Here is a 25,868-nt window from a genome sequence, read left to right on the forward strand (position 1 = left end):
AGCTACTTAAACATAGATGTTTATCGATAGGTGATTAGTGGTGAAGGAAAGAGTAAAGGATGTGAGATTATGGAAAGACATGAGTGTAGAGGATTTGGTTAAGATTTATGGTGATATACATGGATTTATGGCTGGTCATCTCTATGAAGCAGTAGAGGTTGTAAAAGAGATTGTCAGAAAATGTGATATAAGGTTTCTAAGTTTTACAGGTAATCTTGTTGCTACAGGTCTCAGAGGTATCTTGGCCCAAATTATAGAGAACAGATCATTTAATGTTATTGTAACTACTTGTGGAGCTATAGATCATGATATAGCCAGAAGTTTTGGTGGTACGTACGGTAAGGGATTTTTTGATGCTGATGATGTTCAACTCCGTCGTGGGGGTATACATAGACTGGGTAATGTGTTTATACCTGTGGAGAGTTATGGGCCACTCATAGAGAGTGTTGTTAGAGATGTACTTAATGAAATAAGCAGAAGTATTCCTAACAAAGTTTGGAGTATACGTGAAATCCTACAAGAATTGGGTAAAAGGATTCCTGATGAGAACTCTATAATTAGAGCATCATATAGAGCTAAGGCACCTATCTTCGTTCCGGGATTTCTTGATGGTGCCTTTGGCACAGCTTTGTTTATGTTTAAACAATTCAATGATCTTAAAGTGGATGTCTTCTTGGACGAGAAAGAGCTTGCAGATATAGTGTTTAGTGCTAAGTCTATTGGTGCTCTAATTGTTGGTGGAGGTATAAGTAAGCATCATACATTGTGGTGGGCTCAATTTAGAGAAGGTTTAGATTACGTAGTATATGTATCTACAGCTATAGAATGGGATGGCTCGCTTAGTGGTGCTAGACCTAAGGAGGCTATTACATGGGGTAAACTAAAGGATAGATCTAGACATGTATTTGTATACGGAGATGCATCTATAATTCTCCCTATAATGGTATACAGTATACTATTTACATAACAGTAGAGAAGTTATCTACGTGAAGCTTAATAACTGTAGTTATATATAGCGATATTTATAGGTAAGCGAAGAGCTACAGCTATATACATAGGATTAGTATAGCACTCTTTACGTGAGGAGTAACAGAAGATGAGCATAGGTACAGAGAAGTTCAGGAGTATAAGTCCGGCTGAATTCTTTTATAGAAACAAAGAGATAGCTGGTTTCGCGAATCCCGTTAGAGCTATGTATCAATCTGTTAGAGAGCTTGTAGAAAACGCTCTAGATGCTACAGATGGTCATGGTATACTACCTAATGTGGAGATATCGATAGAGGCTCATCCAGAGAAAGCGTTTGCCTATAGAATAACCGTGAAAGATAATGGTATAGGTATACCAGCTGAATACATACCTGACGCATTTGGTAGGGTTCTATTTAGCTCTAAATATGTTCTAAGACAGACTAGAGGTCTCTTTGGTTTAGGCGCAAAAATGGTTGTTCTCTATGGACAGATAACTGTTGGAGAGCCTACGGAAATTGTTTCAGCATCTATAGGGTCAAAGAAAGTGTATATGTATAGAGTGGCTATAGATGTAAAAGAGAATAGACCTATAGTTCTGTATAAAGCTGTATGGCCTAATAGTTCAGATTGGCATGGAACTATAGTTAAGGTTGCTATAGAGGGTGATTGGGGTAGAGCTAAACAGAGGGTCGTAGACTACGTGAGGAGAACAGCTATAGTTGCTCCCTATGCCAACATAATCATGAAGACACCGGATGGAGAGGTCTATATATATCCAAGAGTTGTGGAGATAGTTCCTCCTCCACCTAGAGAAGTTAGACCCCATCCGCATGGTGTTGATATAGAGATGTTTAAATCAATGATTGAGGATACTGGAGCGGAAACAATTATAGAATTTCTCTCGACAGAGTTTCAAGGAGTTGGGGAGATAACGGCTCAAAGGTTTCTGCAACTCTATGGTTTTGATCCTTTAAAGAAGGTTAAAGAGTTTACTCAAGAAGAAATTGAGCATCTAGTTAAAGCATTGAAAGAATTTACAGAGTTTAAGAAACCTAGAGCAGATCACCTATCGCCTATAGGTGCAGACTTGATAAAAATAGGTTTGAGAGAAACACTTAGACCAGAGTTTGTAGAAGCTATTACAAGAAAACCTGTAGTATATGAGGGCCACGCCATAATAGTTGAAGTAGGTATAGGATACGGAGGAGCTATACCTCAATCAGATCAACCTATTCTGCTTAGGTATGCCAACAAGATACCTTTGCTATATGACGAGAAAAGCGATGTAGCGTGGAAAGTTATTTCAGAGAACATAGATTGGAGCTACTATGAGTTAGAGTTTCCTGCACCAATGGCTATTCTTGTGCATATCTGTGGAACAAAGATACCCTACAAAGGTGTTGGAAAGGAGAGTATAGCTGATGTACCTGCTATAGAGCATGAGATAGAGGAAGGTGTGAGATATGTTGCTAGAACCTTGAAGCTTTATCTATCTCGAAAACAGAGAGAAGAGGAGGCTTTAAGGAAAGCCTTCACTATAATAAAGTACATACCTGAGGTAGTGTCCTCCTTAAGCGTTTTCAGTGCGGCAAATCCTGTTAAGGTTGATTCCTCTACTATCGAGAACAAGTTGTTTGAAATGGTTAAGTCTAGATATGGTGAAGCACTGAAATCTGTATCATCGGTTAAAGATGTGGTTCTGCATACGGAGTAGGTGTGTGGTGTTTATGCCGAGTCCTCACTACTCATCTAAGGTTGATCAAAAAGCGAGACTCTTAGCTGCTGAAAAACTTAAATCACATTTCGAGAAGCTCGTTAAGGATATAATTGATGGCGAAGAACCTAAGCTGATTATACCTAAAAGAACTTTATCGAATACCATATTTGATAGCAAGAGAAAGCTTCTGCTCCTGGGTTCGGAAGTTTTTGAGAGAAGGTTCCTTGACGTCCATGAAGCTAGAAAGTTTATGCAGACCCTGCTTATGGGCAAGATAATATACGAGGCTCTAATTAATAACGAGTATCCAACGATAAGAGATCTCTACTATAGAGGTAAGCATACGATACGTTTTAAATCGTATAAAGGTAAAATTGAAGAGGAGAACACATGGGATGAACAGAAAGAGAGTGACTCAGTTTTAAGGGATATAGAGGTTTACGCGGACCTACTTAGAGAAGATATGCTTATACTAAGCAAAGAGAAGGGTAAAGTTGTGGGGGATATGAGGATAAGGTCTGGTGATGATGTTATAGATCTCAGCAAGATGGGTCATGGTGCATACGCTATAGAGCCCACACCAGACTTGATAGAGTTTGTTGATGTAGATGCAGAACTTGTTATGGTTGTAGAGAAAGATGCTGTTTTCCAGCAGCTTCATAGAGCAGGTTTCTGGAGGAAGTATAGAGCTATACTGATAACGAGTGCAGGTCAACCAGATAGAGCTACAAGAAGATTTGTTCGTAGACTAAATGAAGAGTTAAAGCTACCTGTATTCATATTGACTGATGCAGATCCCTATGGATGGTACATATACAGTGTCTTCAGAATAGGCTCTATAACCTTGTCCTATGAATCTGAAAGATTAGCGACACCAGAAGCAAAGTTCTTGGGCGTGAGCATGACTGATATCTTTGGGGAAAAGGGTAAGAAGCCGTATCTAAATGAATCAGAGAGAAGAAACTTCATAATAAAGGCAAAGAAGACAGACATAAAGAGAGCACAAGAACTCCTGAATTACGAATGGTTTAAAACCGAGAAATGGGTAAAAGAGATAAATCTGTTCCTAGAGAAACAGAGCAAACTAGAAATAGAGGCACTCACAGGTAAAGGTCTATACTTCCTCATAGACACCTACATACCAACAAAAATACAGACAAAAGACTTCATAGAATAACACCCCATGAAGTTACACATTGCGTGCAAAGTACATAAAGTTATAAAACCAGCTATATTAAACAATCTGTTAGGGTAAAGCCGCCGTAGCTCAGCTGGGAGAGCGCCCGGCTGAAGAGAAAAGATCCCAGGTACCGGGAAGTCGGGGGTTCAAGTCCCCCCGGCGGCATATATTCTTAAACTTAAAAGCTTCTGATACACAAACTATCCACCTAGATAAAATAAACAAAAAATTTTGAGCCGGGGTGGCCGAGAGGTCTAAGGCGGCGGGCTGCAGTAACAAGATTCCGGCTTTAGACCGCCTGTCGAGACCCGTTAACTCCCGGGTTCGAATCCCGGCCCCGGCTCCAATTCTCTACACGAGTTAATAATGTCTGTATTCAGCTATATACTTTAGTATAGAGAAATACTTTAGTATAGAGAAAGAACCAAGTCAGAGCACGCAATTATAGTAATTATAGTAAGTGTGAATCTAGATATTTATAGGGATTGAACATCTAGACATAGCTATGATAATGATAAGTTGCGGTAGAACAAGGTGTATTATCCCTCTATTATTTATATCGACTATACCAGCTTTGATGGGCCCGCGGGGATTTGAACCCCGGACCTCCGCCTCGTAAGGGCGGCGTCCTACCAGGCTAGACGACGGGCCCGCTTAATAGCATCTATATAGGTATATCATAGAGTGTTTATTTGTTTATGATCTACATTATCCTACACCCAGTTTGAGGATTTAAGTTTATCTGATCGTTATAGCTAATGTGTTGAAATCGATAACTATTCTAGTCACAACCTCTAGGGCGCATCTAATCAATTAATTTACATCTTCTTCTGTATGTGGATCTGTGTGGATATTCGTGATGTTTATTTAGGTTTATCTAGCTGTTTTAAGTAGCATGGGTATTATATATGGATATTATCACTACATGTTTCCTCCTCAACATCTATTCACTTCGTCATAAGGTCATCGAGAGCTACATAGATCAGCACCACTAAGCCCTTGAGGAACAGATGTATATCTTCTCACTCCTGATTGCTATCCAGTTGTCATTGATATGAGGCACCTCCTCCAAGTACCTACAGTAGCTAAAACAGATTAAAACATCTACAGAGGATGCTATTTTCATCGATATTTTATGGTCTTGAGATCATCAATGTATACTGGATACAGTTATTGAACCCATCATATCCTTAGATAAACAATCTTTAGCTGGGGTTGTTAAGTTAACACAATATGTATTATTTATGGAATAATGCATCTAGTAGAGTTTGAGATAGATGCCTTTTACCACATATCTAAATTGTTTTTTGTCTATGGATATACAGTAAAGCTTAAAGCTATGACATGTTTATAGTATTGATTAATAGATGATGAGTTACGCAGGTCTTGAGATTGATGATGTAGACTCCTTTATCTGATGAAGGCTGTATTCAGTTTTATGAGTTCTACCATATGTAGATATGTATTGCTTGTTGCGAAAACTGTTATTGTTGAGTTTACTGGTTTGCTGTACCGTGTTGAAGGAAATCCTAATGATGTTTTCGTGGCATTATATGGATAGAATTCTATTGAATATATATCGTATATGAGTCTCTTTATGTATATCTTTATACTTCTGGCGTTGATTAGCCATACACCTTTTATGTTTCTTCCAGCTACATCACTATATAGTGTTGAATGAGTCTCGAAGTATCTACATGTATTGTTTGATATAGCTATATACATGTATCCTCCTTGTGCTCCACCTCTATTCACCATATATACATAGAACCATCCTCTAGTTATTTCATCAAAATTTATACATATTTCTAGTTCTGCAATAGTAGAGTACATTATTATACCGGCGGTAGAGTCATCGTGATCCATGAGTTTCGATAAATCAAGAATTGTATAATCATATAGTGTGATAGCTATGTAGTTTTTGTTCTCTATATCTGATGTATTATCATTCAGATATATAGAGAACTTATTGAGAATTTCTTCAGAATCTATAACTATTGTGGTATATCCTTCAGATGTAGTGTATATGTGGAAATATGTTTCAGGTGCTACAACTCTCTTCACTCTATAAGGTACATGATTTACAGTACTGAAACCTAGATATGTTGGTGGAATTCTTTCAAAATACATAAAGTCTCTATATGAATCGCTATCTGATGCTCTGTGGCTACAGAACGTGTTACCGTTTCTAGTCTCTATACAGACCTTCTCTACATCATTAACATCTAGAGCAATAGCTATCTCTCCTCCACCAGCTAGAGATACATTAGTATCTCTAATGATTATGGTTCTATTCACAAGCTCTATGTACATTAGATCAAGATAGCATTTCTTAATTCCTCTATTCACTATACGTATCGAGGAGCTCTCTAGATAGATGTCTAGAACTTCTCTAGTCTTCTCTATATTGTTAACAGCTTCTCTAGCAACACTACCTATAGTATACATCCACTCGGTAGATAGATACGTAATCAAAATGGTTAATAGGATCAAGAGAGTTGCTCCTATATACTCACTTTGACCACGGTTCATAGACCTTCACCTCAAAAACAACAAAAACATTGTTGCTAGAGCTATAGATGTAGAGAGGAAGTTTATCTAGAAAAACAATACATTTATCATCGATATAGAGATGATCTACATATTCATCAAATACTATAGTTAGGTTAATCGGTCTATAGAATCTAAATACACAGAAATACCTTGGTGAATCACTATACCTACATACCTCAGCATCATCTACTACAACTCTATAGTTAGACAAATTATAGCATACAGCATGTTCATGAACATGAATAGCTCTAGGTTTAACTACAGTATATATATCAATAGATTTGATGTATATATGTAGAGCAACAACAGTAGCTAAAGCAATCATTACAGCTAGTGCCACAAAGCTAGAGATACCTCTACAAAACACAGACAACCCCAAACAAAAACATAGCTAAAAAAGAGAGAAACACATATAGATACATATGTACACAAATATACACAGATATATACACATGTTTATACATATGTAGACAAATACCTTAAATAGGGATGCCAATACAGTATATACCCAGAATGGGTGAACATAACTCATGTCGAAACCAAGATACATATCCACATATCTAATACTATCACTGCTCATGATATCAGTAATAGCCCCAATAATATCAATACTATACTCACAACAACAAATAATAGTAGCACAAATAATAGATGTAGAGCACAGTATAGTGTATCCAGGAGAAACAGCTAAAGTAAAGGTAGCAGTATTCTTTGGAGGTGTGACAATAACAGTAAGACTAACCAATGCATCAATGGGACCGGCATGGTCTGAAAGATCGTTACACGCATTATCGCCAGGAGAATATGAAGTACTAGTACCACTACCGGAAAAATTACCCGGTGCAAGAGACACTATTGATCCAATTGGGCTTGTGGATTTAGTTGTAGAAGTATGGGCAATAGGTCAGAGACAAGATCATAGAAACATTTCTGTTGGTCCAAAGATAGTTGTTACACCACCTGTTTCAACAATCGTAGATCCCTATGGCAATCCAAGTAATGTGACTGTAAACTTCTATGGATTTGTACCAGGAACCACTATAAGTGAACTAAGATTCATCAACAAGGTATCACAAGAACCTTATGATTATGATATTGAAGATGTTGTCATAGGTGGAGATGCCAGTAGCTCCACAGAAGTATCTCTATATGTTTCAGGATTTCTAGGTTTGCCTAAAGGAGAATACTATGTCAACTGTTTAGCAACCGGAACAAATATTAACTATCTTAGGCCTGGTTCTCTAAGAATTGAGCCACAAGTAGTTATATCACCAACTGAAAGCCATGGTAGATGTGAACTACGTACTGGTGGTGAATGCGAAACTACTGGTCTAACGATTAAGGGTTACGGTTTTGATGCAGGTCTCAGCATAGTTAGCCTAAAGCTGCTTAACATAAACTTCACAAACGTTTACTACAATGTTCCAGTACAAGCACAAGTAGATGATAGAGGTAATTTTGAAGCATCTACAAATGAGTTCAAAACAAATATGACTGCAGGTCTATACATACCCGAAGTCAAGCTAGCTCCAGCACCCCAAGACTTTGCCAACGATACGACCATAAATCTAAACACCAGAGGATGGGTTGCTATAACGCCAGGTGCTACTGAACCAGCTCTAGGCGTTAAAGTACTAATTAATGCAACATCTTATGTTAAAGGAACCCTAGGCTATATACCTAAGTACACAAACGATTCTTTCACATTAACAGAAGTTCTAAAGATCAACATACCTATTGGCAACAAGATCTATCAGCTTGCAGCAAATAGAGACAATGATGGAACAGTATGGTTTGTATTATACAATCTAACGACGCTACCACCAATAGTATTGTCTTTGGTAAATATAACTTCAGATGAGCAAACATACAATGAAACATTAGGTGCATATGTAGCTGATGTTTCGTTCAATATAGCTCCAGATCAAATGCATCCCAACGTGCCTTCCATTCCTGGAGAATATGGTTACTGGGCAACATTCTACACATACCCCAACAAGATAGTGTTACTACTTAGAGAATATGGTCTCTATGTAGAAGATGCAAATCTAACAATAGTATATAGAAGAGATACAGTTATTAAATCATACTACTATGTGTATCCACAAAACATGACTGTCACAGGATTCACGATAAGCATACCTGCAGCTATATCTCTCACAGATACAGATGCAAATATCGATTGGTCCATAAACTGGCGATATAATGCCAGTAATAGAATGGCAATAATTACTGCTAGAGCTACACCTAAAGAAGGTCCTACATATAGATTTACTAATGTATACCACATTGTTAGACCATTACTGGTAATTGTAGCTCCTGTTGGTCAAGTCATTAAACCTGGTGACAAAGTTACTGTAGCTGCCTATGGCTATGGACCTGGATATGACTGGGGTTATGGAGACAATACTTTAACGGTATATTGGGAGAAAGCACAAAAGCTTACTGAAGTTAGTCTAGGAAAAGATGGTAACAAGACCTTCGATATAGTTATACCAAGTGATGCTACATATGGTGTTCACTATCTATGGGGTGTAGATAAGTGGAGCTATGAATACTCATTGGCAATCATAATTGGTGCTAAAGCGTATTGGGAGAAAGTTGTAGATGATCCAAGACTTATAATAGATCCTACAACAAACAAGGTTTCAGCTGGATACAAAGATGAAAGATTTGTTGTATGTCCATGTCCTGAAAGCGAAAATGTTGTTGCTGTAAAGTATTGTGGTGTATGTGCCGTATATGCAGCTAGATGTGACTATCTAGGAGATAAGATTAGAGTTACACTTTCAGGTCTCTATCCAGGTGAAAGAATAGATATATACTTTGCAGACAAGAAAGTCAAAACCATAAAAGCTAATTCATCTGTAGAAACTACAGACTTTGTTGTACCAACTCTACGTGCAGGTACCTACACCATATACGCTGTAGGTAGTGTATCGGGATACATATCTATAGACCTATTCTACAATACAACAGACTTCATATCAGTATCACCAGTAGTTGTGCCTAAGATACTTGTACTCGATCTACAGAGGAACTATGTACCTATACTTGTTGGTCCAGGACTTGTTAGAGTTATTGGAACAGGATTTGCTCCTGGTGTAGCTGTAGAAGCAGTACTATTTAATGGAACTGATGCTATGGTTAAATTCAATGAGCATGTAACCAAATGGTACTCTGATGATAAAGGAGTTTTATCAAGTCCATATACAGATGTACTAGGTATATATGTACCAGCTCTAGAACCTGGAGCATATGAAGTAAAGCTAGTCTATTTTGCAGGTCCTGTAGCTCAAAGAGAATACTCAATGCCGAGTTATGTATTCGTTATAAACAATATGAGTATAGTGTCAACAAAACACGATATAGATAAACTAAGAACAGTACTGATGAATAGATTAGCAGAAATAGAAACAGCTGTAGGAGCAGCACGTGATGCAGCAAGTAGAGCAGAATCAGCTGTAGCTGCTCTACGTAAATGGCTAGAGACTAATATAGATGAGCTAAAGAACTCTATAGCTGATCTTGGTAAGAGTGTTGCTACTAAGAGTGATGTAGATAGTGTATCTAAGAAAGTTGATGCACTTGCTACAAAGATTAGCGAAGTTGGTAGCGTAATTGATAGAATAGATAAGGCTGTAGCTGATCTTGGTAAGAGTGTTGCTACTAAGAGTGATGTAGATAGTGTATCTAAGAAAGTTGATGCACTTGCTACAGCTCTAGATGAAGGTGTAAAGAAACTAGATGAAGTAAGTAGAATAGTTAAAGAACTTAAAGACGTAATACCTGTAGACCAGATAAGTGAGATAAGTGCAAACGTGAAATCGGCTACTGAAGCACTTCAAAAAGCTAGAGACGATATAACGCAAATAAGAAACGATATCAGTAGCTTGAGAACAGATGTCACAGGTCTTAAAACTGATGTAAGTGCAATCAAATCTGATGCAGGAAGGATATCAGCTATTGATTCAAGTGTTAAGAGTCTTGAGGATAGTGTTGGCACAATAAGAACACTAGTCATAATAGCACTAGTATTTGCTGTTGTAGCTGCAGCTGCAGCAATCTATGCAACAATATCTATCTCAAGAGCATTAGCAAAATAAATAAAGCATAAAATATAATATATTTTTATAATCTTTTTACATACTCTATCTATCTAGCTTGATCTTCTGGCTATTATTGATAAGAATTGTTCTAGCATTTCTATGAATCTTGATATCTGTGTTTCGCTATGAGCCATCGACGGTAATAAGTGCGGCATTTTCTCACTTAAGTACACAATATTGTTTGTAACCATGAATAAGTGAAGCGCTTTGTATACTTTTTCACTCCATCTATTCATGTATGCTTCAGCTATATTTCTTGGTTTTTTCGAGGTGAAGTGTATCCCTATCATACTTCCTGTAGAAGTTATCCAGCAAATTCTATTGTATTCTTCACAAATTTTATCCATCTTTTTAGCTACATACCACCATCTATTGTTAAATACTTCATATAGTGATCTATTTCTAGCTAGATATTCTATTGTTGTATAACCTGCAACCATTGTTATAGGGTTACCTACGAAAGTACCTCCATGGAATACCCTTTGCCGAGGGCTTGGATACTTTATATGGTTTAGAAGCTCCATGTACTCTCTTTTGCCTGCAAAAGCACCTGCACCAGGATATCCACCTCCAATAATCTTTCCAAAAACAACAATATCTGCTTTAACGTTAAAGTATTCTTGTGCACCACCTAGCGATAATCTAAATCCTGTTATAACTTCATCGAATATGAGTAGAGCTCCATAGGCATCAGCAATACGTCTAACTTCTTTAAGATAGTTTTCCTCTGGCTCAATACATCCACCTGCACCAGGAACAGGCTCTATAACTATAGCCGCTACATCAAATCTTCTAGCAACTTTCTCTAGATCCTCGATATCGTTGTAGGGAACAGCAACAGTATATTTAACAAAATCATTTGGTATTCCTAGAGATTCTGGTTCCGTGAAAGGAGGTGTGAGAGCTACATGAAGTTGATCTAGAGATCCATGCCAACCACCCTCAATTTTCACGATGTATCTCTTCTTAGTATATGCACGAGCAAGTCTAACAGCATACATGTTAGCTTCTGTACCACTATTACAGAATCTAGTCATCTCTATATTTGGCACTACCTTAGTTAAAAGCTCTGCATATTCAACAGCATAAATATTTTCAAAACCAAAATGAGTACCATCTCTAGAGATCTTGTTAACAGCTTCTACAACAAAATCAGGTGAATGACCGAGGATATGTGCTCCATGGCCCATCCAATAATCATCATATTCATTTCCATCTACATCCCAAACAATAGATCCTTTAGCTCTTGATACATATATTGGGTAAGGCTCTAGATACCTTATATGGTATGTAACACCTCCAGGAAAAATCTTCAAAGCTCTTTCAAACATCTCTCTACTTCTTCTTGTTTTCTCTAAATATCTACTAGACAGTCTCAATATTATATCATCTAGATCACGTAAAATCATGGTTCTTCACAAGCTATAAAGTCGCTACACAGCACATATATGTACTTTGAAGCTTACTTCATGCTGATGAACCATACGACATGTACTCTAGTGTAGCAGGTATATACGAAAACCTTATAACTCTAGTCCAGAAAAGCTTTAAGCAAAGGATATCGTGAAACATATAGAAGAAACAATACCTATAGAAAGCTATAGAAACCTAGTACACATAGATAACATTGATGTGCATTATTCTTGTGGTGAGTAGCCAATGCCTCTAGCTGTTGTTGTTGGCGGATTCTTTGGAGATGAAGGTAAAGGAAAAATAGCAGCATACTTAGGATACATAGATAAACCAGCTATAGCAGTTAGATGTGGTTCTATAAATGCTGGACATACAGTGGTTTTCAATGGAACTGTATGGAAGCTTAGGATAGTGCCATCATTCTTCTTAGGTAAGAACGTAAAACTGTTAATAGCACCAGGAGCTCTAATAAGATTAGATGTATTATTTAAAGAAATTGAGGAGACCAATGTCAAGAACAGATTATATGTGGATAGGAATACAGGTGTGATAGAGGATAAGCATCTAGAGATAGAAAGAAACGATGAGTTTCTTGTCAGAATAGTTGGATCTACACTTCAGGGCGTTGGAGCAGCTATGGTTGATAGAGTTCTTAGAAGACTTAAAGTGGCTAAAGATATAGATGTTCTGAGGGATATGGTTATCGATGTAGCTCTAGAGGTTAATGAAGCCCTAGATAGAGAAGAGCTAGTCTATATAGAAGGTGTCCAAGGGACATACCTAAGTCTCTACCACGGCACCTATCCATACGTAACAAGTAGGGATACCATAGCTTCGGCTTTTCTATCGGAAGTTGGCGTAGGTCCTAAGAGAGTTGATCACGTTATAGTTGTGTTCAAATCTTATGTAACAAGAGTTGGTGGAGGTCCTCTAGAGAACGAAATGAGTGTTGAAGAAGCTCAGAAACTCGGGCTTCTAGAAACAGGTACTGTTACAGGTAGAGTTAGACGTGTAGCTCCATTCAATATAGGTCTAGCTAGAAGAGCTGTAATGCTTAATTCAGCCACACAGATAGCTTTAACCAGATTAGATTCGCTCTTCAGACAAGATAAATGTGTTAAAGAGTGGCATAAGCTTTCACAAGAGGCTAGAAAATGGATAGAAGATATAGAGGATAAGCTAAAGACCCCTATTACTATAGTTGGTACAGGTGAAGATGTTCTATGCACAATAGATAGAAGGAAAGAGCTGGGAATGTTTTGGTGAATCTGATATGGAGAATGATGTGGAGAAGGAATTCGATGTAGCTATTGTTGGAGGTGGAGTAGCAGGTCTATTTGCTGCATATGAACTAGCGATACATAACAAAAAGAAGCTTAAGATAGTGATTATAGAAATGGGTAGTGGGAATCCTTTTAGAACATGCCCTATGCTGAACTTAAAGAAACTTGCAAGAGATAGAGATTGTGTAAACTGTAGCCCATGCCATGTTATGACAGGTATAGGTGGAGCAATAACATTTAGTAGCGGTACAATGAATCTTAGACCAGATATCGGTGGAGATCTAGATAAACTTATAGGTAGTTGGGAAGAAGCGGAAAACATTATCCATTATGCAGATAGTGTACTTGTTAAATTTGGTGCACCACATAACATGTATTCAATAGATGGTGAACAAGCATCAGAGCTAGAACGTCTAGCAGCAAAAGCTGGTGCAAAATTCATACCGACACCTCAGAGGTTGATAGGTTCAGACAATATGCCGAAGGTCATAGCAAACATTGCGAGGTTTTTAGAAGAAGAAGGTGTGTACCTGATAGACATGTGCCAGGTAGAGGATCTACAGCCTTCGACTAAGAGCTACAAGCTCAAGATATGTGAAGGAATTATAGAAAGTAGATACGTGGTTCTTGCGCCAGGGAGAGTAGGAGCTGAGTGGTTCTCAGAATTAGCTAGGAGAAGAGGTATAGAGATAGAGCCAGGTCCCCTGGACATAGGGGTAAGGGTAGAGGTTCCATCATACGTTATGGAACCTTTAACGAAACTTGTTAGAGATCCAAAGATAGTTATGTATACCAAAAGTTATGATGATAAGGTAAGAACGTTTTGCACAAATCCTTATGGGCTTGTGGTTGAAGAGAAGTATCCTGATGGATCTGTTGGTGTGAATGGAGAAAGCTTTACAAACATAAAGACAAAGAGTACAAACTTTGCTCTTCTTGTAACATTAAGGCTCACAGATCCATTTGAAGACACAATAGCTTACGGGAAAAGTATATCCAGATTAGCAACAAAACTTGGTGGAGGTAAACCAATCATCCAGAGATTCGGAGATTTAGAAGCTGGCAGAAGAAGCACATGGGGAAGAATAGAGAGAAGCGTAGTAGATCCAACATTAAAGAGCGTAACTCCTGGAGATATAGCTATGGCTTATCCATACCGAGTAGTAGTAAATATAGTAGAAGCTCTAAGAAGATTGGATACAATAGTTCCTGGTGTAGCATCTCCACAAACACTACTATATGCTCCCGAGATAAAGTTCTATAGTGTGAAAGCCAGAATATCTAGAGAACTCGAAACAAACTTCAGAAACCTGTTTGTAGCTGGAGATGGTGTAGGGCTATCGAGAGGTATGAATGTGGCGGCAGCTACAGGCATAGTCGTGGCTAGAGCTATACTAGAAAGAGAAGGTATAGAAGTAACGGCATAGCTAGAGCTACACGTTTATACTACATTACAGATAATCTGACACGGCATGTTTATGACAATAACATCATCTTTGGTTTTACCGATTCAATATTTATAAACTTTCAGAGGATGTGTAGGTATGTGGGTGTGGATAGATGGTTAAGGTATCGAAAACTATATCCGTGAAAGACGAGGTAGCATTCCTAAGCAAGGGGATTAAGGCTCTTAGATACTCAACTGTTACAAAACTTCTCAAAGTATTCAAGAATCCCCAGCTTGGTGCTGAACTCGGTGAGTACCTCGATAAGGGGCCAGTCTATATAGTCAAGTACGATAAATACACAGTTGTTCTGCTACCAGAGCATTCACATGTTATCGAGGCCAAAGATGTAGCAGAAGCAGAAAAAGTAGTAGAGAATCTAAGCAGAACAATATCGAAGTAACGATCTATCAAGAAAGAGATAGTCCAGAACTGCAGAGACCGTCAATCTAATCAAGTCTAATTAATCAATCAAGTAATTGGATCAAATTAAAAGCACATATCTCTAGGCAAGTTACTATACTATCGCTTTTTTTCTGCATATGTGCATATTGTGGGGAGTGCTTGAGCTAGAACCACGTTGATTCTATTGAGCGTTCCCGCCAGATTCACATACATGTTAACAGTTGATGGATACACAAGTGCTGTATATCCCTGCCCCATGATCTTGATCCTGTTGCCCTGGGAAGAGGCTTTCTCGAATCTAGATAAAGTTTGGAGATTTATCTTGAACGGCATCTTGACTATGACTGTGGCTATCATGGGTAAGGGCTTCGAGAGCTCTACACCCAACCTTCTCGATAGATAGTCCACAGCTTCTGCCACGATACTCTCTTCACCGTACCTCGACGATATATCGATCTTAGTCGATGTTATCTGTACACCTAGTCCACGGGTCTTCACCACGAGATACACAACATTTCTAAGCTTCTTGGGCTCTACGTTAAATACACGTACAGCATAATCCATATCTATGGCATTGTCAATGGGTTTAGAGATCCACCTAATCAAGGCACTTTGCTTCCCAGTCCTAATCGATGTAAACAGATCTCTCACTAGGATGTATGTGTAGCTATCTCTAGGCTCAGAGCTCTCAACAAAGCTTTTTATGGCCTCAACAACAGAGTTTTCATCAAGTCCGGTATTCTTCAAGCATCTGAATACTGTTAAGCCATCTAGTCCCGCCAAATCGTATGCTTGTGACTCCGGTAGAGACATGGTAAGTCTTCTCTCTATAACCCCTCTAACGATCTCTGCACCCACATTACCCCAGAGAGAGGAAAGGAAACGGTACACCTCATCTCTATTAGCACTACACAAGCTCTTCCTCAAGTACACCTTGAGTATCTCGACGAGCCCTGGTATCATCTGTGAAATTATTCTCTCAGCAACTCCGTCGTCTACGCAGAGCCTGTTTTCATATATTTTCTGTAGTGGTTCGTAGTGAGCCTTTCTTTGATATTCTTCATAGCTGTAGGCTCTGTACTCAGGATGCTCAAAATCTATAGCTGTATCATCCAGAACCTCGCCACTCTCTTCATCAACTATAAAGCCTTCTGGGGTTCGCACTTTTTTCTTAGGCATTGCTGTATCCCACTTGCTGTCTACTAAACTTTTCAGCATTAATAAGTTAAACAGGTTGATGAAAGGGATTTTAATATGTAATTGTTTGGAGAACTTTGTAAGCTGTTTGAAGTTATTGAGTATTCATTTGAATGGTTTAGAGAAACAATTTGTAGGCTAGGGCAAATATGATAGATATAGTTGTTATGAATAATGTTATGTATTTTAAAGCTATAGCTGTTTCGTTGTATACTATTCTACTTAAAGCTATTGATGTGAGAGGTGTTAGTACGAGTATGAGTGTATAGTAATAGGATAGAACTCTAGCTATATCTACTCGACTCTGTGGCGTAGTAGATATAGGTATAGGGCTCATCCTAGCAACATAAGACACAAGTACAGTTGTAACTATGGCGCTAACAGTAAACGCCATTAATGCTAGAATCAGTATGGCTTTGTATCCCTCTAAGCGGTTCTTTCTCATTTCTTCCAATCTACTCATTTGGTTTAGATATTTCTCAGCAGTTGAGAGTACATCATGAACACGTCCACCACTAGCCATAGCCACAGCTATGGATAGATACACCGATAGGACATCTCGTGGAATACCCTTAATTATGTTGCGCATTGATTCCTCAGGACTATACCCAAGTTTAACAAGTTCTACAAACCTAGTTAAATACGATTTAGTGGGATCACCAACAAAATTAGTGGCATTCTCTACAGCTGTTAGGATAGGTGTCCCAGTTCTAACATACGAAACCACTAACGGAACCATCGATTGAATCTGTTCTCTAAGTTTCATACGCATGTACACAGAATCTCTATACAGCATATAGAGACAAAAAGCTATAGCCCCATAAACAAAACCAATAAATAGATAGACATCACTAGATCTATAGACAGGTATAGGGAGAACATCATTTGAGATATCTATACATATACCCCATATTCCATTGAAGAGATCTAAACCTAATAATCTAGATATTGTGGGAGCCACGTATATAGGAATGATTAGAATAAATGAGGTACCTAGAGCTATAACCAAAGCCTTCTTTAGCATGGCTAAGGCCTCAATCTAGATACAATAGTATCAGCTAAAACTATTATTACAGCAGACGGTATGGGTATCAATATAAACGTTACTAGAGCCATGAAAGCTTCAAAAGATATTCCTGCTATAGGTGATAGAATGAATAAAACAGCTGTAGATCCAGCCAAAACGGGAACCAGGAGCGATACAGCTACATATACCTCCATATACACATTTAGATTATTTACAGCCTTCTCAATCATAAGCTCGTATCTGGATACATATCTATCAAACATAGATCTAATAAAGGACCCTATATCACCTCCAATAACAGAAATCGATGAAAGACCTAGAAGAAGTTCTCTAAACGATTGTGAAGGGGTTAAATGAGCTACATACCTTAAAGCTTCTTCAAGTGGTACACCTATACGTGTATATGATCTAACTATATCTAGTTCTACAGAGAAGAACCTATAGTCATCACCAAGAAATGTATATATTTTAGAAACTATCTCATGTAGAGATAGACCAGCGGAAGAAAGAAAAGCCATAGCCGATAACAGTATAGGCATCTTAGATTCCACAATAGATCCCCTATTAGAATACATAAACTTAGGTAAAACAATTGAAAATGCAATAGATATAGGTAACGCAATAGATAGATCAAACACAAATGATATAGCTGTAGAGAGATAGAGGTCCAAACCATAAATACTGTATAGAAAAATCGATACAATCAAAGACATAGAAGCTAATATGCAGATAATAAGTTTAAAAACAATAGATACGTATCTCTCTAGACTAGGTGAAAGACCAGAACCAACAACAAATCTATCAACATCCAACCCCCTATAGAAACTATGCAAAAAGCTATACATAACCCCATACAACCTATACAAAAAACTAGAGACAGAACCCAATACCAATTAGCATCACCTACTCTCTACACCAAGCACCTAGATAGTCGAGAAACCTAATAAATACAGAACATAAAGCGAAAACAAATCACAAAAAGATCTCTAGTAGAAACCATATACACGTATATAGAACATTAGGCATCTAGCTCACTAGTCGCTTCTAAAGCCCAACAATAATATCCAGCAACTATAGACATGGATTTGGTGAAACCTATGTGGGTGAAGAAAGGTATCTCACCTATAGTAGCAACAGTAATACTTGTAATGATAGCAGTAGCAGCAGGAGTACTCTTATGGACATGGGTATCAGGGGCAGTAGCTAGAGCACCATCATCAGAACAACAAGCATTACAAGAAAGAATAAGAATAACAGGGATAAATTATTCAAGTACCAGTAAAACTGTTACTGTCTATGTTCTTAATCTCGGTTCAGTAAATGTAGATATAGTTTATGCTGCAGTATTAGATAACAACGGCCAAACAGTATGTTCATCAAGCTCTGGAGCAACACCTGTAAATGCTAAAAATAGTGGTTTACTAACTATCTCTGAATGTTCTTTAACCTCTGGAAATGTTTATGAGGTTATTGTGATTACTGCAAGAGGTACTGAAGCTAGATATACATTTACTGTATAAACATATTATCTGTTTTTAGATCTTTTCAACGCATATTTTTCAATCTCTTATTTATAGAGCTTTATAATAGGAATTTAGCTGTGTAGGTGTTGTTATTTAGATGTGTTTTTGTATTCAATAAAATCTTGTCTTCAATAAGTATGTTATTCTTTGATTTACTCGATGTATTTGTTAAAGCTAGGTTAAATTTTTATGTAGATTTATTGTGTCTACAATATTGGTGATGTATGTTGATGTCGATATCCTTTATTAGCTACTTGTTTTTCTTTTTATCAATATTTCTTTCAACAATTTATCCTGCTTTAATAATACTCCGATGCTCTAGACTTGATACTGTAGATTTTATAGAGAACGAGCAAGATAATTCTAGAAGTCTTTCTGTTGTTGTACCTTCTAGGAATGAGCCTAGAGATCTGGTTGTTAGGGATTTGGTTATTTTATCTGGGATTGAGTGTATTGATGATGTTGTGGTTGTTTTTGATGATAGTATTAATTATGTTGTTAGTGTTGTTTCTTCTATGGATTCTATGTTTTTCTCTAGAGGTATCGTGGTTGCTAGATTCAATAGTTTTGGTGGTAGAAATAGTGCTTTATCTGATGGTGCTAGACTATCTCAAGGCGATGTAGTGTTTATAGCTGATGTAGATACAGTTCCATCGAAAGAGCTTCTGTGTAAAGCTAAGAGATGTATAGATGTGTGTGTAGGTATTTGGAATCCCTACATAGATTCTTATACAAAAGTTGAAGAAGGTATGGCATATATAACTAGATTCGGTAGCTGGATTTACTACGAGCTTAGATTAAGACTTAACCTCTTCATATATCCTCTGGGGTCTGGAACAGCTATAGATAAAGAATTGCTTAAATCTATAGGTTTCTGGAGAATCGATGTGATTCAAGACGATATTTGGCTTGGTTTCGAATTTATGTATAGAGGCATAAGGCCTAGATTAATCAACAGCTATATAGATGTCGGTGTCCCCAAGACACTTAATGCAGCTAGAGTTCAGCAATGTAGATGGAGTTACGGTGCCATGAATATTGTTTCAAGATTTCTCGATAGAGTTGTTGAAGCTCCTATAGATCTTTGGAAGAAGCTAGAAGCTTTACTCTATGTTTTTCAACCCATTTCCAGTATATTTGCGTTACTTGCTTTTTCAATAGCTTTAATATGCTCTATAATGGAGAGAGGTGTTGATGTAAATCCAACATATTTATTGCCTATAGCTGTAACTCTCTCTATCCAATTACTGGTATTTAATACCTATAGCAATAAGGTGCTCAAGATAGATAGATGGAAGAGAATATATTTCTCTGGAAGAGTTGGAGCAATATATACACTTCTATCACCTTTGCTGGGGATATATGCATTAAGAGGTCTATTTAGATTAAGTTATAGGTATAGGGTAACTCCTAAGGTCTTTTCTTCTAGATCTAGATTCGATGTTTCTGAAGTACTAGCCTTATCTTTATCTCTACCAACAGTGGTTATGTCTTTTGTTCATAAAAACTATGTATCACTAGTTATAGCGTTTCCTCTACTTCTATCATCACTCTACAGTTTAATTAGGCTAGAGAAAGGGTAATTCAATTCTCTAGTAGAATACAAAATCAATGGAGTTAACGATAGCTGTATTCATTTATGTATTTTGTAACCATGTCTACTGCTCTTCTTACTGAGCTAAAGCTCTTTCTTCCGTAGTCTAGGATTGCGATATCGGTACTCATTTTCGATTTCTTGAAGCTTTCGAGAAGTATTGCTTTATGGTGTTTTGGGAGTACTGCTACTATCTTCTTATGATACTTTAGCTTAGGTAGAATAATAGATAGAAGTGATATAAATTTTTCTCTATATTCTTCAGAAAGCTCATATATTGGATACTCATAGTTTGCAAAAGGATAGTATATATCTAGTTCTCTAGGTACTATAACCATGGGTTCAGAAAGCACATAGATCTGGGTATAATGATCTAGTCTAAGTCTATATAGTGTGGAATCTACTATTCTGTGTGTTGCAGATAACCTATAGGGTTTAATTGGGGTACATGGCATAAGTATGGCGTAGGGCTTACTGGTGTATTCTGGATTAAAGTACCTTAGTAGAAATTTGTGCCACAAAACTATATGTGGATGATCAAATAGGTTACTTTTTGTGTTGTTCCTAAGTATCTTGAGGCCTGGAGGTATATTCATTACCTCTTCTACAACATCTGGTTCAAGTTCACTATATAAGAAATCTATGTACATTTTTACCAATAGATTCAAAGAGGAGTCACCAAAGGAGATGTAGAGATCGAGAAACACATAAACTATAGAGCTCTACATACAGTAAAATGTGTTTCAATAAGTTATATTAGATAGGGTTATTAAGATACTGAGTATCTTCATTGTAGAGGGCTGTAATTGTGGTTACACAGAATATCGTGGACGAGGAGATCAGATCTATAGCATTGAAAGAGAAAGTTGATGTAGATAAGATCATCAGAGGTATGAAAACTGGTAGAATAGTTGTTCTAAGGAATATAAAGAGGAAAAATGTAACTCCAGTAGCTCTTGGAGAAGGACTGAGCACAAAAGTTAATGTTAATGTTGGGACTAGCGGATCTTATGTAGATTTAGATCTAGAGGTTGAAAAGGTTAAGGTAGCAATGCTCTATGGAGCAGATAGTATTATGGATCTTAGTACAGGTGGAGATATTGATGAAATTAGAAGAAAACTTCTATCTATAGCTAGCTCTATACCTTTTGGTACAGTGCCTACGTATCAAGCATGGATAGATGGTGTAAAAAAATTCAGGTCTACAGCATTTCCTTCTGACTGGTATATATCTATTGTAGAGAAACATCTAAAAGATGGTGTAGACTTCATGACTATACATGCAGGCCTAACCAGAGAGTTGGCTGAAAAATCTATGAGAAGTAATAGACTGATGCCTATAGTTAGTAGAGGAGGCTCTATGCTTGCTGTATGGATGCTTGAGAATTCTGAAGAGAATCCGTATCTAAAGCATTGGGAGTATCTTCTCGAACTCTTCAAAGAATATGAAGCAGCAATAAGTTTGGGAGACGCGCTTAGACCTGGAACAATAGTTGATGCACATGATTATCTTCAGATAGCTGAATTATTAAATAACTCGAGACTTGCACGAGATGCTATCGCTAAAGGTGTTAAAGTCATTATCGAAGGACCTGGTCACATGACATTAGATAAAATTGTTGCAGATATAAAGCTCATGAAGAGCTTAAGCGGGGGTGTTCCATACTTCGTTTTAGGACCTCTTGTAACAGATATAGCTCTAGGGTACGACCATATAGCCACAGCAATAGGTGCAGCTATAGCTGCAGCAGCAGGTGCAGACTTTATATGCTATCTAACACCATCTGAACATCTATCTCTACCAAATGTGGAACAAGTCAAGGAAGGACTTATAGCAACAAAAATAGCTGCACATGCTGGAGACATAATTAAACGTGGTTCTATAGCAGCTCTACATGATATAGAGATGAGCTTAGCTAGAGCAAATCTAGATTGGGAGAAACAGATAGAGCTTAGTCTAGATCCAGAAAAAGCTAGAAGCATACATACACAGTTTAGAGAGAGTGTTAAAAGCTGCACTATGTGTGGACAGTTCTGCGTATTTATTATCATTGAGAGGTACACAAAAGACAGAAATATACCATCTGTTCAAGATCTTCTAAAGAGATTCAATAAAAACACAACACTAAATGTATAGATAAACTATATGGGATAGAACGAGGTGGACCATATATAGCCAGAATGGTTGATGTTAGCAATAAAGAGGAAGTCTATAGGGTTTCAGTAGCCAGAGGATGTATAAAACTTAAACCTGAGACCCTAGGGAAAGTGACAAATGGTAAGGTAGAGAAAGGAGATGTATTTACGGTTACACAGGTAGTAGCCATAGAGGGGGCTAAGAAAACTTCTTTACTATTGCCATTTTGTCACCAAATAAGAATAGACCATGTTGAACCACATATAATGTTGGAAAACAATAGAATATGTGTAGAGGTCACAGTAAAAGCCAGAGAAAGAACAGGCGTTGAGATGGAAGCTCTTACAGCCGTAGCCTTAGCACTTCTAAATATATGGGATATGGTTAAAAAGTATGAAAAAGATGAAAGAGGCCTTTATCCCTATACAGTAATAGAGAATATCATTGTTGTAGATAAACAGAAAACATAGATCCCTAAATGTTAGGGCATATTTTCTTGTTATATGTTCAACAGAATTAACTTGGTATCGAGAAGAATAAAACTTTCTTCTAAAACCAAGTTATATAGAAATTGATATACTATGTGACACATGAGTTAGAGACAATACCTCAATTATTTTATAATCAAAATGCTCAAGAGAACGAATAATTTGGCTCGAGTCAGATAATACGAACACCTTTAGTGGTAGTTCTATACATTTAACGAGATTTAATTCAGACAATTAATACCTTTGATATGGAGACTAGTATTTGTATTAATATTCGTGCTCTAAATATCTTTATAACCTATTCCTCATCTATAAGTTTTTCAAGTTCACACATATGGTTCTTTACTAGATGCGATACCAGAGCTGAAGATCTTAAAAACTTCTTTCTACAGAATGGACATATACGGAGACCTCTATATGGAACAAGTTTCTCGATAGCTTTTTTAGCAGAAGAATATTTTTCAAAGTAGTGTTTATCACCAAAAGAAGGTTTTAGACCTGCAAGCCATCGAGCAATAGACTTAATCACCTTATCGCGATCCCGAGTATTAAGAGCCATGAGTACACCTCTTCTGCTCTTCTTACTATTTACGCTAGGTGCTACTTAAAATCCTTTTTGGAAATAAGTATGAAACAGTTACAATAACATGGGAATAAGGAATATGTACTCATTTTGTGAGCAACATATATAAATTCTTGCAGAAATGAGGACAAATGCTATAACGGAGACGTAAGAGGTGCTGTGATGTTATGGGTATTGATATAAGAGCTCTTCTGTCTCTAATACTTGTATTAGCAATAATCTTTAGCCATGGTTGTGTTGTTACTGATAAATACGAACTAGATGAATTTAGGCATGTTACTGTGGTAGCGGTTTCAACAAATGCAAATGGTAGTTATGTAGGTGTTTCTGCAGATCTCTATGTACGTGTAGTATATCCTGGTAATGGTCATGTGTATGTTGAGACACTTCCATTAAGCCAGCTAGATCTACAAGCATCAACAAGAATAGCTGCGTTAGTAGCTAGTTATGTAGCTGGTGTAAACTTTAATCACTACGATTTCTATGCCTCTATAAAAGCTAATACACCGATAATTGGAGGCCCTAGTGCAAGTGGTGTTACAGCAGTAGCTTTTGCTGCAGCATTACTAAAATTACCTCTCAATAGCTCGATAGTTATGACTGGCATGATCATGCCTGATGGGAGTATAGGTCCTGTAGGTGGAATTAAGTACAAACTTGATGCAGCTTATAGTCGTGGTGCAAAATTGTTTATAGTTCCTTATGGACAAACAGTAGACTATATACAGAAGGTGGTTACAGAAAGAATAGGTCCTCTAATTGTTACCAGAACAGTAACAGAAGCTATTAACTTGAGTGAGTATGGGGCTGGAATTGGTGTAAGGGTAGTTCCTGTAACTAATGTATATGAAGCTCTTGAGATATTTACAGATGGTAGATACAATGTCAGGATAAGTGATTTAGATGCTGATATGATGAATAAGGTATATTCTTCAATTAAGTATATAGTAGAGAACTGGGTGAGGAAATTAAAGGAGGAGGTGATAGATATAATGAATAAGAGTAAAGAAATAGAGGAAGAGGCTCTAGCAAAAGCTAGAGCTATGTACACAACATACACATACAGATACCTTTTGGGGTTTCTGAAATCCATAGATAACAATATATATAATCTAAGTAGAGAAGCTGAGTATATGGTAAATAGAGACAGCCTTTATTCAGCTGCATCTATTTATTTCCAGGTACTTACATATGCATATACAAGGCTTTATCTGCTCAATACAATACTGGATCCAAACTTCGTGAGAAGTTTCAGTTCATCGCTAAACAGATCCATATACGAATTCATAAATAGTGTACGTCAGAAGCCTATTCCCAGTAAAGCAGAGCTCTTAGTGGCTATAAATGTTCTCGATAGAGTATATGAAGCAGCTATATACATTAACAGAAGTCTGAAAGCAAGTGATTTAGAAAACGCTGTAAATTACTTAGCATACGCTTCTGCAAGACTCTATACAGCTAAATTATGGAGCGAATTAGCTAATGTAACAGATATGTATAGCGGTACGATAGATTTACACAATATCAAAGCTATGGCTATGTATATACACACATTAGCTCAAAACGTATACGCATATATAATGGCGTTCTCAGCCTCTTTGGGAAATCTACCCACAGTATTTGATGATGTTGAAGCTAGGTACAACATTCTTCAGAAAACAGATAACGATCTAGATAAACTCACCCTAGGCATAAGCTCCATAAGCTACATGTACTTAACCCTAGTCTCTATGTTCATACAATCTACGGAAGCTACAATATATACATTAAATAGAACTCTACACATAAATTTAAACATGTTAGGTAATTATATACCAATAGATGTCCCTCTCTATATCGAAATTATAGAAAACCTTGAAAACAATCCATATTCACAAATCATTATGTTGTCAAAACTTTCAATGATATTAACAATATACAGATCCATTATTTTGATAACAGAAAACAAATCCATTAACCGCAATACAATAAGTAGTGAAACTGTCACACAAATTCCGATTGGGGGAACAATACAAACAGCAACACAAACAATTATCATAACCCATACTATTACGGTAACACAAGAAAAATCAGGTTACAGTAAAGAATATGTAACAGTAGATAGTACCACAGCCAATTTATTGGATGTTGTTGCTTCTCTCCTTACAATAGTTGTGACAGTCATATTAGCAATACTTGTAGTCATATTCATAAAATTCATCGGTAAAAAGAACTATCAATATGCAATTTAATCAATTTTTATACC

General features: G+C 37.2%; 20 protein-coding genes and 3 tRNA genes. 14 read left to right on the top strand and 9 right to left on the bottom strand.

Going from position 1 to position 25,868, the window contains the following annotated elements; genetic code table 11:
- The first annotated feature begins 40 nt into the window (after positions 1–40).
- The 5 genes from QXK50_04545 (at position 41) to QXK50_04565 (ending at position 4,212) form a co-directional block, all read left to right on the top strand.
- Positions 41–967 carry a deoxyhypusine synthase gene (locus QXK50_04545; protein MEM2008434.1) on the top strand — a complete coding sequence of 309 codons (927 nt, stop codon included), beginning with the start codon at positions 41–43 and terminating at the stop codon, positions 965–967.
- A gap of 129 nt (positions 968–1,096) precedes the next feature.
- A complete protein-coding gene (locus QXK50_04550) occupies positions 1,097–2,683 on the top strand; it encodes a DNA topoisomerase VI subunit B (GenBank protein MEM2008435.1) in 1,587 nt (528 codons plus the stop codon).
- 13 nt (positions 2,684–2,696) lie between these two features.
- Complete coding sequence (locus tag QXK50_04555; protein MEM2008436.1) at positions 2,697–3,863, top strand: DNA topoisomerase IV subunit A; 1,167 nt, start codon at positions 2,697–2,699, stop codon at positions 3,861–3,863.
- Between the two features lie 79 nt (positions 3,864–3,942).
- Positions 3,943–4,031 (top strand) — tRNA-Phe (locus QXK50_04560).
- A gap of 70 nt (positions 4,032–4,101) precedes the next feature.
- Positions 4,102–4,212 (top strand) — tRNA-Cys (locus QXK50_04565).
- A gap of 232 nt (positions 4,213–4,444) precedes the next feature.
- On the opposite strand, the gene QXK50_04570 is transcribed toward QXK50_04565, so the two are convergent.
- The 3 genes from QXK50_04570 to QXK50_04580 form a co-directional block, all read right to left on the bottom strand.
- Positions 4,445–4,518 (bottom strand) — tRNA-Val (locus QXK50_04570).
- A 758-nt stretch (positions 4,519–5,276) separates the two neighbouring features.
- Positions 5,277–6,398 (bottom strand): hypothetical protein, encoded by a 1,122-nt coding sequence (locus tag QXK50_04575; GenBank protein ID MEM2008437.1) that lies wholly within the window; start codon positions 6,396–6,398, stop codon positions 5,277–5,279.
- Entirely contained in the window at positions 6,379–6,786 is a 408-nt protein-coding gene (locus tag QXK50_04580; protein MEM2008438.1) for a hypothetical protein, read from the bottom strand. Before QXK50_04580 ends, QXK50_04575 begins: the two co-directional genes overlap by 20 nt.
- Positions 6,787–6,949: 163 nt before the next feature.
- Here QXK50_04580 and QXK50_04585 point away from each other — a divergent pair, with 163 nt between their 5' ends.
- Positions 6,950–10,525, top strand: coding sequence for a hypothetical protein (locus QXK50_04585; GenBank protein MEM2008439.1), 3,576 nt, complete (start codon positions 6,950–6,952; stop codon positions 10,523–10,525).
- A 53-nt stretch (positions 10,526–10,578) separates the two neighbouring features.
- On the opposite strand, the gene QXK50_04590 is transcribed toward QXK50_04585, so the two are convergent.
- Complete coding sequence (locus QXK50_04590; protein ID MEM2008440.1) at positions 10,579–11,937, bottom strand: aspartate aminotransferase family protein; 1,359 nt, start codon at positions 11,935–11,937, stop codon at positions 10,579–10,581.
- A gap of 250 nt (positions 11,938–12,187) precedes the next feature.
- Here QXK50_04590 and QXK50_04595 point away from each other — a divergent pair, with 250 nt between their 5' ends.
- The 3 genes from QXK50_04595 (at position 12,188) to QXK50_04605 (ending at position 15,072) form a co-directional block, all read left to right on the top strand.
- Entirely contained in the window at positions 12,188–13,207 is a 1,020-nt protein-coding gene (locus QXK50_04595) for an adenylosuccinate synthetase (protein MEM2008441.1), read from the top strand.
- A gap of 7 nt (positions 13,208–13,214) precedes the next feature.
- Positions 13,215–14,651, top strand: coding sequence for an NAD(P)/FAD-dependent oxidoreductase (locus QXK50_04600; protein ID MEM2008442.1), 1,437 nt, complete (start codon positions 13,215–13,217; stop codon positions 14,649–14,651).
- Positions 14,652–14,784: 133 nt separating this feature from the next.
- On the top strand, positions 14,785–15,072 hold the full coding sequence (locus tag QXK50_04605; GenBank protein ID MEM2008443.1) for a hypothetical protein: 288 nt from the start codon (positions 14,785–14,787) through the stop codon (positions 15,070–15,072).
- A 119-nt stretch (positions 15,073–15,191) separates the two neighbouring features.
- On the opposite strand, the gene QXK50_04610 is transcribed toward QXK50_04605, so the two are convergent.
- The 3 genes from QXK50_04610 to QXK50_04620 form a co-directional block, all read right to left on the bottom strand.
- Positions 15,192–16,253: a hypothetical protein gene (locus QXK50_04610; GenBank protein MEM2008444.1), complete on the bottom strand. Its 1,062-nt coding sequence runs from the start codon at positions 16,251–16,253 to the stop codon at positions 15,192–15,194.
- A 136-nt stretch (positions 16,254–16,389) separates the two neighbouring features.
- On the bottom strand, positions 16,390–17,295 hold the full coding sequence (locus tag QXK50_04615; GenBank protein MEM2008445.1) for a type II secretion system F family protein: 906 nt from the start codon (positions 17,293–17,295) through the stop codon (positions 16,390–16,392).
- Between the two features lie 2 nt (positions 17,296–17,297).
- Positions 17,298–18,110, bottom strand: a complete 813-nt coding sequence (locus QXK50_04620) for a type II secretion system F family protein (protein MEM2008446.1) — start codon at positions 18,108–18,110, stop codon at positions 17,298–17,300.
- A 285-nt stretch (positions 18,111–18,395) separates the two neighbouring features.
- Between QXK50_04620 and QXK50_04625 the strand changes: the two genes are divergently transcribed.
- Positions 18,396–18,818, top strand: a complete 423-nt coding sequence (locus tag QXK50_04625) for an archaellin/type IV pilin N-terminal domain-containing protein (GenBank protein MEM2008447.1) — start codon at positions 18,396–18,398, stop codon at positions 18,816–18,818.
- A gap of 233 nt (positions 18,819–19,051) precedes the next feature.
- Positions 19,052–20,404, top strand: coding sequence for a glycosyltransferase family 2 protein (locus QXK50_04630; protein MEM2008448.1), 1,353 nt, complete (start codon positions 19,052–19,054; stop codon positions 20,402–20,404).
- 34 nt (positions 20,405–20,438) lie between these two features.
- Here the strand turns inward: QXK50_04630 and QXK50_04635 are convergent, their stop codons facing one another.
- Entirely contained in the window at positions 20,439–21,083 is a 645-nt protein-coding gene (locus QXK50_04635) for a DUF5591 domain-containing protein (GenBank protein MEM2008449.1), read from the bottom strand.
- Between the two features lie 140 nt (positions 21,084–21,223).
- On the opposite strand from QXK50_04635, the gene thiC reads away from it, so the two are divergent.
- Complete coding sequence (gene thiC, locus QXK50_04640; GenBank protein ID MEM2008450.1) at positions 21,224–22,552, top strand: phosphomethylpyrimidine synthase ThiC; 1,329 nt, start codon at positions 21,224–21,226, stop codon at positions 22,550–22,552.
- 44 nt (positions 22,553–22,596) lie between these two features.
- Positions 22,597–23,022 (top strand): cyclic pyranopterin monophosphate synthase MoaC, encoded by a 426-nt coding sequence (moaC, locus tag QXK50_04645; protein MEM2008451.1) that lies wholly within the window; start codon positions 22,597–22,599, stop codon positions 23,020–23,022.
- 316 nt (positions 23,023–23,338) lie between these two features.
- Here the strand turns inward: moaC and QXK50_04650 are convergent, their stop codons facing one another.
- On the bottom strand, positions 23,339–23,599 hold the full coding sequence (locus tag QXK50_04650) for a hypothetical protein (GenBank protein ID MEM2008452.1): 261 nt from the start codon (positions 23,597–23,599) through the stop codon (positions 23,339–23,341).
- A 191-nt stretch (positions 23,600–23,790) separates the two neighbouring features.
- On the opposite strand from QXK50_04650, the gene QXK50_04655 reads away from it, so the two are divergent.
- On the top strand, positions 23,791–25,854 hold the full coding sequence (locus QXK50_04655; GenBank protein MEM2008453.1) for a S16 family serine protease: 2,064 nt from the start codon (positions 23,791–23,793) through the stop codon (positions 25,852–25,854).
- Positions 25,855–25,868: the final 14 nt, after the last annotated feature.

Source organism: Ignisphaera sp. (assembly GCA_038831005.1).
Taxonomy (GTDB): Archaea; Thermoproteota; Thermoprotei_A; order Sulfolobales; family Ignisphaeraceae; genus Ignisphaera.

Excerpts from the sequence above, each read along its gene's own strand:
- QXK50_04550 (MEM2008435.1), top strand. The coding sequence starts at position 1,097 with ATGAGCATAGGTACAGAGAAGTTCAGGAGTATAAGTCCGGCTGAATTC.
- QXK50_04555 (MEM2008436.1), top strand. The coding sequence starts at position 2,697 with ATGCCGAGTCCTCACTACTCATCTAAGGTTGATCAAAAAGCGAGACTC.
- QXK50_04575 (MEM2008437.1), bottom strand. The coding sequence starts at position 6,398 with ATGAACCGTGGTCAAAGTGAGTATATAGGAGCAACTCTCTTGATCCTA.
- QXK50_04585 (MEM2008439.1), top strand. The coding sequence starts at position 6,950 with ATGTCGAAACCAAGATACATATCCACATATCTAATACTATCACTGCTC.
- QXK50_04590 (MEM2008440.1), bottom strand. The coding sequence starts at position 11,937 with ATGATTTTACGTGATCTAGATGATATAATATTGAGACTGTCTAGTAGA.
- QXK50_04595 (MEM2008441.1), top strand. The coding sequence starts at position 12,188 with ATGCCTCTAGCTGTTGTTGTTGGCGGATTCTTTGGAGATGAAGGTAAA.
- QXK50_04600 (MEM2008442.1), top strand. The coding sequence starts at position 13,215 with ATGGAGAATGATGTGGAGAAGGAATTCGATGTAGCTATTGTTGGAGGT.
- QXK50_04605 (MEM2008443.1), top strand. The coding sequence starts at position 14,785 with ATGGTTAAGGTATCGAAAACTATATCCGTGAAAGACGAGGTAGCATTC.
- QXK50_04610 (MEM2008444.1), bottom strand. The coding sequence starts at position 16,253 with ATGCCTAAGAAAAAAGTGCGAACCCCAGAAGGCTTTATAGTTGATGAA.
- QXK50_04615 (MEM2008445.1), bottom strand. The coding sequence starts at position 17,295 with ATGCTAAAGAAGGCTTTGGTTATAGCTCTAGGTACCTCATTTATTCTA.
- QXK50_04625 (MEM2008447.1), top strand. The coding sequence starts at position 18,396 with ATGTGGGTGAAGAAAGGTATCTCACCTATAGTAGCAACAGTAATACTT.
- QXK50_04630 (MEM2008448.1), top strand. The coding sequence starts at position 19,052 with ATGTCGATATCCTTTATTAGCTACTTGTTTTTCTTTTTATCAATATTT.
- moaC (MEM2008451.1), top strand. The coding sequence starts at position 22,597 with ATGGTTGATGTTAGCAATAAAGAGGAAGTCTATAGGGTTTCAGTAGCC.
- QXK50_04650 (MEM2008452.1), bottom strand. The coding sequence starts at position 23,599 with ATGGCTCTTAATACTCGGGATCGCGATAAGGTGATTAAGTCTATTGCT.
- QXK50_04655 (MEM2008453.1), top strand. The coding sequence starts at position 23,791 with ATGGGTATTGATATAAGAGCTCTTCTGTCTCTAATACTTGTATTAGCA.